We start from the raw sequence: 14,149 nt of genomic DNA on the forward strand, positions 1-14,149 counted from the left end.
GTTCCTGACCTGCGGTTCATCAGGCCGGACCGAGTGTTTTTGTCACTTCTTCGATGGCTGGGGAGTCCGGTCCGGGCTGCGGTACGAACACCGTTGCGCGGTAGTACTTGAGCTCGCGGATGGATTCGCGGATGTCGGCCAGCGCGCGGTGCGCGAGGCCCTTCTGCGGCTGACCGAAGTAGACCTTCGGGTACCAGCGCCTGCACAACTCCTTGATGGAGCTGACATCCACCATCCGGTAGTGCAGGTAGCTGTCGAGCTTCGGCATGTCCCGGGTGATGAAACCGCGGTCGGTGGCGATGGAGTTGCCGGCGAGGGGTGCTGCGCCTGCAGACCCGATCTGCGAGCGCAGGTACTCCAGCACCATCTTCTCGGCCTCTTCGAGGGTGACCGTGGAGGCCCGCACCTCTTCGGTCAGGCCGGAGGCGGCATGCATCTTCTTCACGACGTCCGGCATCGCGGCCAGGGCGTCTTCGTCGGCATGGATGACAACGTCTACGCCGTCGCCCAATATGTTCAGTTCGCTGTCGGTGACCAGAGCTGCGATTTCGATGAGTTTGTCACTGCCCAATTGCAGCCCGGTCATCTCGCAGTCGATCCACACAAGTTTGTCTTGCATCACATCACCCTAGTTCAGCGATACTCGTTGCCCGAGGCCAGTGGGCCGAGTGGACGGATGGTCCGGCGGTCAGTCGCCGAACTTGCGATAGAAGGCGCCGACGACAGGGGCGGTGAACTTACGTGGGCTGTAGCCGCCCGCAACCGACATCGCCTTCGACAACAAGCCCGGTACCACGCGCATCTTGTTGCGTTCCAGCGCATCCAGGCTCAGCTTCGCCACGTACTCGCTCGAGTTCCAGAGGAAGTCCGGAACCACCCGGTCGACGGTGCTGGCTTCCTCCGGCGAAGGGGTCTGGGTGCGAACGGGTCCCGGTGCCAGCAACGTCACGTGTACGCCTTGGTCGGCGACCTCGCCGCGCAAGGACTCGGACAAGGTGTTGACGAATGCCTTTGTTGCGGCGTACGTGGCGTTGTGGGGGATGGGCATGTTGCCCGCGGCCGAACCGACCATGAGGATACCGCCTGAGCCCCGGCCGACCATCTGCGGCAAGACCGCCAACGTGAGGTCGTGGACGGCCACCGCATTCAGTTGGACCTGAGCTCGTTCGTAGTCGGGATCCAGGTCGGCGAGTGCGCCGAATGTTGCGATTCCCGCGTTGTTGCACAGGATCGAGATCTCACGCCCGGCCAATTCGTCGCAAAGTGCGGTGGTGGCGACCGGGTCGGACAGGTCTGTGGCGCGTACTTCGACCTCGACACCGAACTTGTCGCCGAGGTCGAGTGCGGTGGACTTCAGGATCTCTTCGCGACGGGCGACGAGGATCAGTCCGTGTCCACGGCGCGCCAACTCGGTGGCAAGTGCGGCACCGATACCGGACGAGGCCCCGGTGACGACGGCGCGCGCGGACAACGACGGCTGCGGAATACCCATGGCGCAAATCGTAACGGTGTCCGGCCATCCGGTGGTCAAGTGTTATACGGCGGTCAGACGAAAGAGTCGCAGTTCGCGGGAGGTCCGACCGTTGTAGACCCGATACACCTTGGCCATGGTCTCGAACTCGTGGAAGATCCGGTGTTTGTCGGCACCCTCGAGAGGTGTGGCGGTGACCTCGATTTCGCTTCCATCGATGTTGACCCACGCATTCGGGTTCGCCAGCAGGTTGGCGGTCCATGCGGGGTGGTGGGCTTGCCCGAAGTTGGAGCCGACCACAAACAATTCCGGATCCTCCCGGTAGAAAATGAGAGGGGACGTTCGCCGTTCGCCGCTCTTCGCGCCGATGGTGGTGAGCAACATGGTCGGAGCGCCGATCGGACCGAGTGTTGTGTATTTGCCGTTGGTCCGGCTCATCAACCGTCGGTCGATCGGCGTGAGCTTTCGGATCATCAACGATCCCGCGGAGGTTGCCGCGAAAGCCAGCGCCAACGATTTCAGTCGGGAATCTTCGGAACCCCAACGTCTATCCGGAAATGGTGTGGCCATCGCGACCCCTCTCGCTGGGGTCAGACGATACTCGCGGCGACCTCGGTACCTTGGCGGATTGCCCGCTTGGCGTCGAGTTCGGCGGCCACATCGGCGCCACCGATCACGTGGGTGTTCACACCCCCGACGGTCAATGGGTCGATCAGCTCGCGCACCGATTCTTGTCCGGCGCAGACCACGACGGTGTCGACGTCGAGGATGCGGGTGGTGCGATCTCCACCTTCTTCTTTCGGCGCGAAGCTCAGGTGCAGTCCGGCGTCATCGATCTTGTCGTAGGCGGCGCCCGAAATCTGTTCCACGCCCTTCATTTTGATGGTGGCGCGGTGCACCCAACCGGACGTCTTGCCGAGGGTCTTGCCTTGGCCTCCGGGCTTGCGCTGGACGAGGTAGACCTTGCGGGTGGCCGGAGTTGGCCGTGGCTTACCGACAAACCCGGGAACAGTGAGGTCGTCGGTGATGCCCCATTCCTGCTCCCACTCCTTGATGTTCAGTGTGGGGGAGTCGTCGACGGTGAGGAACTCGCTGACGTCGAATCCGATTCCACCCGCGCCGATCACCGCAACGGTCTTGCCGATCGCACCGCGACCGAGGACGGCATCGGCGTACGACAGCACCTTCGGGTGGTCGATGCCCGGGATGTTCGGCATCCGAGGTGTGACACCGGTGGCGACGATGACGTCGTCGAACTTTTGCTCGATGAGTTCGTCGGCGCTGATCCAGGTACCCAGGTGTACCTGCACGCCGGTGACTTCGAGTTGCCGTTTGTAGTAGCGGATGGTCTCGGCGAACTCTTCTTTGCCCGGGATCCTGGCCGCGATCGAGAACTGGCCGCCGATGTGTTCGCCTGCCTCGAAAAGGTGGACGTTGTGGCCGCGCTGGGCGGCGGCGACGGCTGCCGAGAGTCCGGCGGGGCCGGCGCCGACCACTGCCACACGTTTGGCCTTGCGGGTGGCGCCGAGGATCAATTCGGTCTCGCGCCCGGCGCGTGGATTGAGCAGGCATGACACTTTTTTGCCGACGAACGCGTGGTCGAGGCAAGCCTGGTTGCATGCGATGCAGGTGTTGATCTCGTCGCCGCGGCCCGCCTGTGCCTTGTTGGCGAACTCCGGGTCGGCGAGCAGTGGTCGGGCCATCGAGATGGCGTCGACCCGTCCGCCTTCGAGGATCTCTTCGCCGAGTTCAGGTGTGTTGATCCGGTTCGATGCGATCAGTGGGATCGACACCTCTTCGCGCAAGCGCTCGGTGTAGCCGACAAACGCGCCACGCGGAACCGACGTGACGATGGTGGGTACCTGCGCCTCATGCCAGCCGATGTCGGTGTTGATGGCGTCGACGCCTGCGGCCTCGAGTTTGCGTGCCAGCAGGGCGATCTCGTCCCACGTCTGGCCGTCTTTGACCAGGTCGGCGATCGACTGGCGCATGATCACCATGAAATCGGGGCCGGTCTTTTTGCGGATCTCCTTCGCGATCTCGACGACGATCCGCTGTCGGTTCTCCGTACTGCCGCCCCACTTGTCGGTGCGGTTGTTGGTGCGCTTGCAGAGGAATGTGTTGAGCAGGTAGCCCTCGCCGCCCATGATCTCGATGCCGTCGTATCCCGCGTCCCTGGCGAGTTTTGCGCAGCGACCGTACGACCAGATGGCGTGCTTGATGAGCGCATCGTTCATCTTGATCGGCCGGAAGGGGTGAACCGGTGACTTCTCCCAGCCGACACTGAACTTCAGGGGGGTGTATCCGTAGCGACCGGCGTACAGGATCTGCATCGCGATCTTGCCGCCCTCTTTGTGCACGGCGTTGGTCAGACGCCGGTGCCGGATGACGTCGACCTTGTTGGTGAGTTTGCTGCCGAAGGGCAGGAGAAGTCCGGCGCGGGTCGGCGCGATGCCGCCGGTGATGATCAGGCCGGCGCCGCCGCGCGCGCGTTCGGCGTAGTAGGCCGCCAGCTTGTCGGTGTCCCAGATGCGATCTTCGAGACCGGTGTGCATCGATCCCATGATGATTCGGTTCTTCAGGACGGTTTTGTTGATCGTCAACGGCTCGAACAGCTTCGGGTATGGAGTTGTCATTGCAAGACCTTCCTTCGTCACGGGGGCTGGCCGTGTTGTCGGCTGTGGGACTACGAGTCGAGGACACCTTCGAGTGCGGCGATCACTTCGTCGCACCAGTCGATGAAGCCGGCTTCGATGCGCACGCCACCACGCAGCACGAGGTGTTGTTTGAGTTTGCGCAAGTTCAGTGCGCTCGGATCGGGAAAGTCGTTCTTTTCGAACTCTTGGTAGAGGCGGAGGCGTTCTTCGTGCAGGGATCGTTGGCGCCGCAATTCACTGATCAGCTGCGGCAGATCCGCGGCTTCGGCGGCCCTGATCTTCACGCCCAATTCGTCGCGGAGTTGTTGGGGCTCGGTGGGTGCCCCGACCCAATCGCTCAGTGCGGCTCGGCCTTTCGCGGAGAGCGTGTAGACCTTTTTGTCTGGCCTGCCGTCCTGCGCAACTGACTCGAAGCTGACCAATTCATCGGAATGGAGCTTCTTGAGCGTCCGATAGATCTGCTGGTGTGTGGCAGACCAGAAGTGGCCGATCGACCGGCTGAACTGTTGGCCGATTTCGTAGCCGGTGCCCGGTCGCTCGGCAAGCGAGGTCATGATCGCGTGTTCGAGTGCCACCTCTGCACAATACCCATGCAACGCGGCACTATGCAATGGTGTTCATATACCCAGAAGTTCATATGGGCGACCTGCATGTTGATCCAGTTCATACCGCCATGAGCTCGAGGAGACTCAATGTTCAGTGCGCTGTGCTGATCGCGCCCGAGACGACACGGCGGATGAGCTCATCGACCGGGATGCCGGAGGTTGTCAGTTCGAGTGATCCTGACGCTGACAGGACCGCGATGCCGTGGATGCCCGCCCACAATGTCGCGGCGGCGATCTCGGGTTCCGCGGTGGCTGCTGATTGGCGAATCAGCGTGACAAGTTGATCGAACATCGGGCGGGAGGTGTTGCGCAATTGTCTGCCCGACCCCTCCAAGAGGTCGTGGCGAAATATGAGGGTGAACATCGCCGGTCGAAGCGTGGCGAACGAAATGTACGACTTTGCAACTTGATTGATCGCGTTCGTCGGAGTTTCTGAGGGTTGGAGGGCTGCGGACTGGAGTGCAGCGGCGAGATCGTTCAGACCGACCTCGGCTATGGAGGCGAGGAGCATGCGGTGCGTTGGGAACCATCGACGGGGTGCGCCATGAGAAACGCCTGCTCGCCGGGCAATCGCCCGGAGGCTGATGTCCGCGGTGCCTGCTTCTTCCAGTAGCTCGATCCCGGCTCGCACCAGTAGGTCGTGGGTGGACTCTTCGCTCATATAGACAGTGTCTACTGCACTGGGGTAGACACTGTCTATGTCGCTTACGGGTGCGGTCGCCTATCGGGTTTGTCGCCATGTTCTGGTCGGTCCGGTGCTGTATGTACTCGGGCGGCCGAAAATTGTTGGTCGCCACAATGTTCCGTCGACAGGTCCGGCGATCGTCGCCGCCAATCACTTGGCCGTGATCGACTCCTTCTACCTCACACTGGCTGCCCGCAGGCAGGTCTTCTTCCTTGCCAAGTCGGACTACTTCACCCGTACCGGGATGGTGGGACGCCTCCAGAGCTGGTTTTTCACCGCACTGGGGCAGATCCCGGTGGACCGGACAGGTGGGCACGCGGCGTCATCGGCCATGTCGGCGGCAACATCTATCGTGCGCGGCGGGAAGGTGTGGGGGATACATCCGGAGGGAACCCGATCGCCAGATGGGCGCTTGTATCGGGGTCGGACGGGAGTCGCGAGAGTGGCTATTGCCAACGGGATATCAGTTGTCCCGGTGGCGATCACCGGGACTCGGCCGGTGGCGGGTGTGAGGTGGTGGCGCCGTGGCCGGGTGGTCGTCGAGATACTGCCCCCGTTCGATCTCTCGCCGTATGCGGCGACCGGCGACTATCGCGGTGCGACTGATGCGTTGATGCGGATCCTTGCCCAACACAGTGGGCAGGAGTACGTCGACGAGTATGCGAAATCGTGGGTCGAAACCCCACCGCGCCGAGACGTCGCCTGACCGGCGCGGAATCCCGGCTCAGGTGGTTGCGTGATTGTGTTCGATGATGCGGATCTGACCGGTCTTTTCACACGTGGCGTATCCGTACCGTTTGGCGAAGAGTTCCCAGGACGGCTGCTCCGGGTGGCTCGGCAGGTCGATGGCGCTGCCATCCCCGAATCCGATGTGCAGGTCGCCGTCGTCGTTGCATTCCACGACGTCGGCCCGATTGCCCAGCATTGTGAAGAGTGGTCGCTGCTCGTCGATGACCTTCGCCGGGTTGATGCCGTGGTGTTCGACACCGAGTCCGCCGATCGGGGGAGACGTCAACCAGAACGGCGTCCACAACACCAACTCGCAGTGGTCGTTGAAGAAGAACGTCAGAGTGTCGTCGAACGTGAGTCGTTCCACTGTGTGACCTTGAATCCACAGTTGCATCGAAGCCTCCGTGTGTCGGACGTCACATTCGACGGTAACATCCGCCGGTCGGTGACCCAACCGCATCGATCAGGAATCGAGAAGCGCGGGTGGCGAAACCGCAGATAACGTCGCCGGTAGGACATCAACCAAGCAATGTCCACGCCAGACCTGGGAGGTCTTGAAGCCATGAAAACGATGACATGTAAGCAACTGGGTGGGCCATGCGAGATTGAACTCCGTGGCGACAAGGCGGACGACGTGATCCACGCCCAAGACCGCCATTTGAAAGAAATGGTGGAGAAAGGCGATGCAACCCACGAAGGTGCGCTGAAGGAAATGCAGGGCAGGTGGAAGCGACCCGTCGCTGGATTGGGTTGGTACCGAAGCACAAAGAAGGCCTTCGCGGCGCTTCCTGAGGACTGAACACCTGCCCGGTTGGGCAGGTGTCCGTGCAAGCAAAAACCAGGTGCCCCCGGCAGGACTCGAACCTGCGACCTAGAGATTAGAAGGCTCTTGCTCTATCCACCTGAGCTACGGAGGCGTGCCGATGGCCGGCGCAGGTGAGTATATCGGCACGGTCGAACACAGGCGGACGCGAGTCACAGTCGGCCGGTGCCTACCCTGGAGGGGTGAGTACACCCAGCCCCGATTCGATTGATATCCGTCGCAGTGCTGCGGCAAGCATTGGCTGGGTGTTGGCCTGGGTGGCAGCCGCCGTTGCGGTGGCGGTCACCGCAATCTCCGCCGGCGACGCACTTGATCTCGCCGGTGTCGGAGATCCGGGGACACTGACGCGGTACGGGCTGCCCACCGTTCAGACCATCGGTGAGATCGGCGCAGTGATCGCAGTCGGCGGCGCATTGTTCGCGGCATTCTTCGTGCCGCCACAATCTGACGGCGTCCTCGACGTTGGCGGGTATCGGGCGATCAAGTTCGCGTCGGTCGGCGCCCTGATCTGGGCGGTGGCGGCTCTGCTGATGATCCCGCTGACCATCTCGGACACGTCGGGGTATCCGCTGTCGGAGACATTGAGTCCCGATCGGATCATCTCGGCATTTGATCAGGTCGCGGACGCGCGGTCCTGGTTGTGGACCGCCATCTTTGCGGTGATCTGTGCGATCGTCGCGCGGATCGCCCTGCGATGGACGTGGACCCTGATCGTGTTGCCCCTGGCGATCCTGACGTTGATGCCGACCGCTCTGGCGGGGCATTCGTCGACCGGCGGTAGCCACGACGTCGCCACGAACAGTCTGATCCTGCACCTGGTCGGCGCCTGTCTGTGGATGGGAGGACTCTTCGCGGTCCTGATCTACGCCCGCGGCGCCGGGCGCTACACGCTGCTCGCGATCACTCGATACTCCCGTGTCGCGTTCTGGACGTTCATCGTTGTCGGGGCCAGTGGCGTCATCAATGCGCTGATCCGGGTGAAGGTCGATCAGCTGTTCACCGAGACTTACGGGCAATTGGTCCTGGCCAAGATCGTGGCGCTGGTCGTCCTGGGTGGATTGGGTGCGTGGCACCGGAAGGCCAGCATCCCGGCGATGGAGAAGGACGATAACCGGCGTCCGCTGATCCGGTTTGCCGTAGTCGAGTTGCTCGTGTTCGCGGCAACATTCGGTATCGCCGTGGGACTGTCGCGGACGCCTCCTCCGGTCAACGCCAACCCCTCGAACATGCCCGCTGCCGAACTGCTTCTTGGCTACCGAATCGATCACGAACCCACATTCGCGCGGATCTTCCTCGACTGGCGGTTCGACCTGCTGTTCGGAACCCTGGCGATTGTCATGGCCGTCGTCTACCTGCGCGGCGTGATCCGCTTGCGCCGTCGCGGTGATGCGTGGCCGATCGGTCGGACGATCGCCTGGATCCTGGGCTGCGCTGCGCTGTTGTTCGCCACCTCATCCGGGCTCGGCAAATATGCGCCTGCGATGTTCAGCCTGCACATGATCGCGCACATGACGCTCTCGATGCTGACGCCGGTTCTACTGGTCCTCGGTGGCCCGATGACGTTGGCGTTGCGGGCTCTGCGGCCGGCCGGAAAGAGCGCGCCGCCGGGACCGCGGGAGTGGATCTTGGCCATCCTGCACAGTCCGTACTCGCGGTTCATCACGCATCCGCTGGTGGCGTCGGTGCTCTTTGTCGGCAGTTATTACGTCCTGTACCTGGGTGGACTGTTCGAGAAGCTTGTCGACTATCACGCCGCGCACGTCGCGATGAACTTCCACTTCATCGTCAGTGGATACCTCTTCTACTGGGTGGTCATCGGGATCGACCCGGCACCACGAACGTTGTCGCCGGTTGCCAAGCTCGCAATGGTGTTCGGCTCGTTGCCTTTCCACGCCTTCTTCGGTGTGGCGCTGATGAGCACCGACAACGTGATCGCCCGCAGCTATTACCAGAGCCTGATGCTGCCGTGGAACCCCGATCTGATGAGCGATCAACGGTTGGGCGGCGGGATCGCCTGGGCGGCCGGAGAGATTCCGCTCGTGTTGGTCATGCTGGCCCTGTTGGTGCAATGGAGTCGCCAGGACCTACGACAGGCTCGCCAGTTCGACCGGCGAGCCGATCGTGACGAAGACGCCGAGTTGGCCGGCTACAACGCGATGTTGAAACAGATGGCCAGGGCAGACGAACCCGAGTCGGTCGTCGCAACGGGCACGGTTGGGGAGAAGCCGGTACCTGATGAGTCCGGGGACCAAGATTCGAGCGAACCCACTCCGGGCAGCCCGCGGGTAACCCCCAACTAGGTGCGGCCTAGAAGCTCGACTCTCCTCAGCACTCCGGTCGGTCCACTATTAGAGAGTCTCGTTCTCATGCCGAGATGAGGCAAGGGACAAATCGCACATAATTCGTATGTGGTGCAGTATATTTCGTGATTACAAAGGCCTTCCGAGAAAATGCCAAAAGGCCATCGGCCCCGTCCATTCCACCTTCCCTGGGATTGTCGCGAAAGGTTGATTTGCCCACTACGAACCTATGCGTAGGTACGCCGGACTCAATATCTGCTTGTGCATGAACGCGTGCCTCGGGCCTCGCTCTTCTGGAACAAGGTGTCTGTTGTCCATGAATTCTGCTCTGCAGCAATAGTATTGAGTTGATCAATGAATGCGCGGGCATGTGCATCTGGCTACCACGTGAAGGCCCTGCATTTGGTCAACGCGGCCAGTGTCTTTCGATAGGCCTAGGCGCATGTGACCACCATTTGATGACGTGGGCGCCGTCGGCAAACGAGCGACAGCCAAGGTTCGGGGTCTGCTGTCGGTCTCAGGTGCAGCCAGGTCGAGGGCTCCAATGGTCAAGCAGTAGTGGATGTTTCATGGTGGAGCGATGTCGCCACATCTGCACACTGCGCTTGCCGCAGCCCTAATTCGCCGATCGTCGGACATGAAGCCGTGGATTGGTGTAGGTAGGCGAGGACCTAGCCGTGGACCAGGCGAGGGTCTAGTATTCAAGTGGTGTGATCCTCACAGTCAAGTCCTTGTCCAGTCTTGAAGTCGCGCAACACCTGTCATAGGAAGGCGGGTCTCGGCGGCTGGCATCGGGACTTTGTGCACAGCTGTGTAGGACCACTGTGTCAGGCTTGGATAAGTCCTGGCGACTGCGGGGAATCTCCCATTTGAATACTCGGGCTTCTGCAACTGGCCGCGAGTGCGTAAGCGTGCCGGTGATATTCACCGGACCACGCATCATCATTCAAACTCTGTACGAATCGTAGGTGAACCTCGATGAGGCGACTAATTCCTGCTGTAATCGGAGCTCTGTTAACGTTTCTCGTTTTTCATGTCATCCAGGTGCCTGCGGCAAATGCCCAGGTGTGTCCGGCCTCGCAAAACTTCGTGGTCGGTGGGACCGGGGATCCGAACAGCGTGAACGTGCCGAATGTTCCAGCCGGACCCCGTACCAATATCATCTATCCAGCGAGTATTTCGCCGGTAGCCGGCAATGTATCGGCTGATGAATCCATTCGGATCGGTACCGAAAACTTGACGAATGCCGTCAACTCGTTCCGAGCCAGATGTCCGGGTTCGGGTGTGACCATCATCGGATACTCGCTCGGAGCCATTGTTGTCTCGGATGTGTGCGACCGATTGGATGGCAGGAACACGACCTGTATCACCGAGGGCAATCCGAAACGACTGCCCGGGCCGGAGGGCGCTGGAATCTTGGGTATCCTGCCCACTTTCATCCCTGGCTTCACTTTTACCGGTTGGCGGGTAGCGCCGCCGGGAGGTCCGGCAATTGTCGAGATTTGCAACCTGCGCGACCTCTATTGTTCGGCGGTGAATCCGTTGAAGGATCCATTGACATTTGTCGAACGTGCAATCGGTACGTATTGCCAGGCGCAGCACGCCTATCCAGCGCCATGTGCCGACCCGGTACTTCCGTCTTATCCTGTGCCCTGGGATGTTCCAAATCTACGTGACCTTGATCCTTTGACGCGGCAGTTGGTGCCTCATGCGCCTATTCGGCCGTTGGATGGACCCTATATACCGACTCGGATTGGCGACTTTCTCCCTCCTGTGCTGGACGCAGCATTACCGACTGAGGTGACCAACTATATTCCGCCTCCGGTACCTGACTGGGCGGTGGCCGGCTGGAATGACATTGTGGCTGCAGTCATCAATGCTCTGCCCGCGGCGGCTGCAGATGTGCCGTCTGCTGTGCCGGATGTGGTGCCTGCGGTGGCTACCGATGTGCCGTCTGCTGTGCCAGATGTTTCGGTGGCCGATGTCTCGCCCCCGGGGTCGGATACTGCGCCATCTACAGGCGGTGTTGCTGTGCCTGCGGTGGCTGATATCTCACCGCCGGTGGTCGATGTGCCGGATGTGGTGTCTGATGCTGTCCCACCTGTAGCCGAAGACGCCATTGCGGTCGTCGATGATATCGGGTCTGCGGTGGGTGATGCCGTATCTGCAGTGAATGATGCCGCGTCGTCTGTCGGTGGTGTCGTGACTGCCGTCGGTGACGCTCTGTCGACTGCGGTCGCTGATCAGGTGCCACCGGCGATAGGTGATGTCTTGCCGAATATTCAGGGATTGCCATGAGCGCCAATGATTTCGGACTGAATGCAACGAAAACACATGTTCCTGTTCATCGACAGAGCTCGGATCGTCGTTGGGATCGTGACCGACAACGAACCGCACCGGACGATGGGAACTTCTTCCGGTTTGTTTCACGCGTGAGATCCATCTCGCGTTGAAAGGACGGTTGTCATGCCCAAGCCATATCCGAATGAGTTTCGCCGCGAGGTGATCTCAGTCGCTCGCAATGGTGAGGCTTCAGTGCGTCAGGTCGCGAGGGATTTCGGGATTTCTGAAACGTGTTTGAAGCGGTGGATCAAGATCGCCGACCGCGAGGACCGTATCAACGGACCGACATCAGAATCCGTCGACGACGGCGCTGCTGGGTTGCGGGAAGCACGCAAGAGGATCAAAGAGCTCGAGCAGGAAGTCGAGGTGATGCGCCAGGCCGTTGTGTACCTGTCGAAGAGCATGATTTCAAAGTGAACATCCGGAAGTGCTCTGCTCAAGAGGTTGGCGTCCCGCCGGTACATGTTTGACAGCGGCACTCACCAAGCCCTGATCGGAACGTTCGTTCCAGGCATCCTCGCCTGGTTCGAGACGCTCGCGCGCCCACTCGAGGTGCCCGGGAACTTCATGGTGATGTTGCGACGTTGCTATCAAGGGTGATGGGCCTCTGCCGGCTGACGGGCGACACCGGCAACCGTGATTGCGCGGTGGCGGGCGAACGTGTCTTCGGCGATTGGATAGGGTTGTGGGGTGCAAAGCTGGCTCACCTCCGTGTGCAGCGTGTCCAAATCGGACAACGCCTCATCCCGGAGAACTGACCCGGCTCAGCGGAGGGCAGAACAAGGGCAATCCCTACGCCCATTACCCCTAAACAGCAGGTAGGAAGGCCACTAGATGCCAGAGTTCATCTATACAATGAAAAAAGTGCGAAAAGCACACGGCGACAAGGTGATTCTCGACGATGTCACCATGTCGTTCTACCCGGGCGCGAAGATCGGTGTGGTCGGGCCCAACGGTGCCGGTAAGTCGTCGATCCTCAAGATCATGGCCGGCATCGATCAGCCGTCCAACGGCGAGGCATTCCTCGACCCCGACGCGAGCGTCGGCATCCTCATGCAGGAACCCAAGCTCAACGAAGAAAAGACTGTTCGACAGAACGTCGAAGAGGGCATGGGCCTGATCAAGGAACAGCTCGACCGGTTCAACGAGATCGCCGAACTGATGGCAACGGACTACTCGGACGAGCTCATGGAAGAGATGGGCAAGCTGCAGGAAGCCCTCGACCACGGCGATGCCTGGGACCTGGACTCACAGCTCGAACAGGCGATGGACGCGCTGCGCTGCCCGCCGGCGGACGAGCCCGTCACCCACCTCTCCGGTGGTGAGCGTCGTCGCGTCGCACTGTGCAAGCTGCTGCTGCAGAAGCCCGACCTGCTGCTCCTCGATGAGCCCACCAACCACCTCGACGCCGAGAGTGTCCTGTGGCTCGAGCAGTACCTCGCGTCTTACCCGGGCGCTGTGCTGGCCGTGACCCACGACCGGTACTTCCTCGATCACGTCGCGCAGTGGATCTGTGAGGTCGACCGCGGAAAGCTCCACCCGTACGAGGGCAACTACTCGACGTACCTGGAGAAGAAGGCCGCCAGGCTCGAGGTTCAGGGCAAGAAAGACCAGAAGCTGCAGAAGCGCCTCAAAGAGGAGCTGGCTTGGGTGCGGTCCGGCTCCAAGGCCCGCCAGACCAAGAACAAGGCCCGCCTCGGCCGATACGAAGAGATGGCCACCGAAGCCGAGAAGATGCGCAAGCTCGACTTCGAGGAAATCCAGATCCCGACGCCTCCGCGCCTCGGTGATGTGGTTGTCAACGTCAGCCACCTCGACAAGGGTTTCGACGGCCGGGTGCTGATCAAGGACCTGTCGTTCACCCTGCCGCGTAACGGCATCGTCGGCGTCATCGGCCCCAACGGTGTCGGTAAGACCACTCTGTTCAAGACCATCGTCGGACTCGAAGAACCCGATTCGGGTGAGGTCAAGGTCGGCGACACGGTCAAGCTCAGCTACGTCGACCAGAACCGCGCGAACATCGACCCGAAGAAGAACGTCTGGGAGGTCGTCTCCGATGGCCAGGACTTCATCACGGTCGGCCAGAACGAGATGCCGTCGCGCGCCTACGTCAGCGCATTCGGGTTCAAGGGACCGGACCAGCAGAAGCGCGCCGAGGTGCTCTCCGGTGGTGAGCGCAACCGCCTGAACCTGGCGCTGACCCTCAAAGAGGGCGGCAACCTGATCCTGCTCGATGAGCCGACCAACGACCTCGACGTCGAAACCCTCGGTTCGCTGGAGAACGCGCTCGAATTGTTCCCGGGTTGTGCTGTGGTCATCTCGCACGACCGTTGGTTCCTCGACCGCACCTGTACCCACATCCTGGCGTGGGAAGGCAACGTCGAAGAGGGCAAATGGTTCTGGTTCGAGGGCAACTTCGAGGCGTACGAGGCCAACAAGATCGAGCGTCTCGGAGCCGACGCTGCCCGTCCGCATTCTGTGACACACCGCAAGCTGACACGTGATTAGCAATTCGCCGGCCGCCGGCGATCACTAC

Annotated in this window: 12 protein-coding genes, 1 tRNA gene and 1 pseudogene; 6 read left to right on the forward strand and 8 right to left on the reverse strand. The window is 61.3% G+C overall.

Features of this window, described 5'->3' with window-relative positions; genetic code table 11:
* Positions 1-19 precede the first annotated feature (19 nt).
* The 6 genes from orn to AC1TQG_RS17060 all read right to left on the reverse strand — a co-directional run bounded on the left by orn (position 20) and on the right by AC1TQG_RS17060 (position 5,394).
* Positions 20-619 carry an oligoribonuclease gene (gene orn / locus AC1TQG_RS17035; protein ID WP_482138872.1) on the reverse strand — a complete coding sequence of 200 codons (600 nt, stop codon included), beginning with the start codon at positions 617-619 and terminating at the stop codon, positions 20-22.
* 69 nt (positions 620-688) lie between these two features.
* Positions 689-1,492 (reverse strand): mycolate reductase, encoded by an 804-nt coding sequence (gene cmrA, locus AC1TQG_RS17040; protein ID WP_482138874.1) that lies wholly within the window; start codon positions 1,490-1,492, stop codon positions 689-691.
* 42 nt (positions 1,493-1,534) lie between these two features.
* Entirely contained in the window at positions 1,535-2,041 is a 507-nt protein-coding gene (locus tag AC1TQG_RS17045; RefSeq protein ID WP_482138876.1) for a nitroreductase/quinone reductase family protein, read from the reverse strand.
* A gap of 20 nt (positions 2,042-2,061) precedes the next feature.
* Positions 2,062-4,107 (reverse strand): FAD-dependent oxidoreductase, encoded by a 2,046-nt coding sequence (locus AC1TQG_RS17050; protein WP_482138878.1) that lies wholly within the window; start codon positions 4,105-4,107, stop codon positions 2,062-2,064.
* A 50-nt stretch (positions 4,108-4,157) separates the two neighbouring features.
* Positions 4,158-4,703, reverse strand: coding sequence for a PadR family transcriptional regulator (locus AC1TQG_RS17055; protein ID WP_482138879.1), 546 nt, complete (start codon positions 4,701-4,703; stop codon positions 4,158-4,160).
* Positions 4,704-4,824: 121 nt separating this feature from the next.
* The gene (locus AC1TQG_RS17060; RefSeq protein ID WP_482138881.1) at positions 4,825-5,394 is read right to left on the reverse strand and encodes a TetR/AcrR family transcriptional regulator; all 570 of its coding nucleotides are present in this window, start codon (positions 5,392-5,394) and stop codon (positions 4,825-4,827) included.
* Positions 5,395-5,431: 37 nt separating this feature from the next.
* On the opposite strand from AC1TQG_RS17060, the gene AC1TQG_RS17065 reads away from it, so the two are divergent.
* Positions 5,432-6,124 carry a lysophospholipid acyltransferase family protein gene (locus AC1TQG_RS17065; RefSeq protein WP_482138883.1) on the forward strand — a complete coding sequence of 231 codons (693 nt, stop codon included), beginning with the start codon at positions 5,432-5,434 and terminating at the stop codon, positions 6,122-6,124.
* An 18-nt stretch (positions 6,125-6,142) separates the two neighbouring features.
* On the opposite strand, the gene AC1TQG_RS17070 is transcribed toward AC1TQG_RS17065, so the two are convergent.
* Complete coding sequence (locus AC1TQG_RS17070; protein ID WP_482138884.1) at positions 6,143-6,607, reverse strand: DUF6188 family protein; 465 nt, start codon at positions 6,605-6,607, stop codon at positions 6,143-6,145.
* Between the two features lie 69 nt (positions 6,608-6,676).
* Here AC1TQG_RS17070 and AC1TQG_RS17075 point away from each other — a divergent pair, with 69 nt between their 5' ends.
* Positions 6,677-6,946, forward strand: coding sequence for a hypothetical protein (locus tag AC1TQG_RS17075; RefSeq protein ID WP_482138886.1), 270 nt, complete (start codon positions 6,677-6,679; stop codon positions 6,944-6,946).
* A 44-nt stretch (positions 6,947-6,990) separates the two neighbouring features.
* On the opposite strand, the gene AC1TQG_RS17080 is transcribed toward AC1TQG_RS17075, so the two are convergent.
* Positions 6,991-7,064: transfer RNA gene (locus tag AC1TQG_RS17080), tRNA-Arg, on the reverse strand.
* 88 nt (positions 7,065-7,152) lie between these two features.
* On the opposite strand from AC1TQG_RS17080, the gene AC1TQG_RS17085 reads away from it, so the two are divergent.
* The 4 genes and pseudogenes from AC1TQG_RS17085 (at position 7,153) to ettA (ending at position 14,121) form a co-directional block, all read left to right on the forward strand.
* Positions 7,153-9,270 carry a bifunctional copper resistance protein CopD/cytochrome c oxidase assembly protein gene (locus AC1TQG_RS17085; protein WP_482138888.1) on the forward strand — a complete coding sequence of 706 codons (2,118 nt, stop codon included), beginning with the start codon at positions 7,153-7,155 and terminating at the stop codon, positions 9,268-9,270.
* A gap of 978 nt (positions 9,271-10,248) precedes the next feature.
* Positions 10,249-11,568 (forward strand): cutinase family protein, encoded by a 1,320-nt coding sequence (locus tag AC1TQG_RS17090; protein ID WP_482138890.1) that lies wholly within the window; start codon positions 10,249-10,251, stop codon positions 11,566-11,568.
* Positions 11,569-11,736: 168 nt separating this feature from the next.
* Positions 11,737-12,012, forward strand: a pseudogene (locus AC1TQG_RS17095) (transposase); the annotation flags it as partial.
* A 435-nt stretch (positions 12,013-12,447) separates the two neighbouring features.
* Positions 12,448-14,121 (forward strand): energy-dependent translational throttle protein EttA, encoded by a 1,674-nt coding sequence (ettA, locus tag AC1TQG_RS17100; RefSeq protein WP_482138892.1) that lies wholly within the window; start codon positions 12,448-12,450, stop codon positions 14,119-14,121.
* Positions 14,122-14,149 lie beyond the last annotated feature (28 nt).

The sequence above is a fragment of the Williamsia sp. Y844 genome (genome assembly GCF_056786475.1).

What these genes read in the sequence shown, in the direction of transcription:
- AC1TQG_RS17060 (WP_482138881.1), bottom strand. Translation starts at nt 5,394, where the DNA reads ATGAGCGAAGAGTCCACCCACGACCTACTGGTGCGAGCCGGGATCGAG.
- AC1TQG_RS17090 (WP_482138890.1), top strand. Translation starts at nt 10,249, where the DNA reads ATGAGGCGACTAATTCCTGCTGTAATCGGAGCTCTGTTAACGTTTCTC.
- orn (WP_482138872.1), bottom strand. Translation starts at nt 619, where the DNA reads ATGCAAGACAAACTTGTGTGGATCGACTGCGAGATGACCGGGCTGCAA.
- AC1TQG_RS17065 (WP_482138883.1), top strand. Translation starts at nt 5,432, where the DNA reads ATGTCGCTTACGGGTGCGGTCGCCTATCGGGTTTGTCGCCATGTTCTG.
- AC1TQG_RS17045 (WP_482138876.1), bottom strand. Translation starts at nt 2,041, where the DNA reads ATGGCCACACCATTTCCGGATAGACGTTGGGGTTCCGAAGATTCCCGA.
- AC1TQG_RS17050 (WP_482138878.1), bottom strand. Translation starts at nt 4,107, where the DNA reads ATGACAACTCCATACCCGAAGCTGTTCGAGCCGTTGACGATCAACAAA.
- cmrA (WP_482138874.1), bottom strand. Translation starts at nt 1,492, where the DNA reads ATGGGTATTCCGCAGCCGTCGTTGTCCGCGCGCGCCGTCGTCACCGGG.
- AC1TQG_RS17075 (WP_482138886.1), top strand. Translation starts at nt 6,677, where the DNA reads ATGTCCACGCCAGACCTGGGAGGTCTTGAAGCCATGAAAACGATGACA.
- ettA (WP_482138892.1), top strand. Translation starts at nt 12,448, where the DNA reads ATGCCAGAGTTCATCTATACAATGAAAAAAGTGCGAAAAGCACACGGC.
- AC1TQG_RS17070 (WP_482138884.1), bottom strand. Translation starts at nt 6,607, where the DNA reads ATGCGGTTGGGTCACCGACCGGCGGATGTTACCGTCGAATGTGACGTC.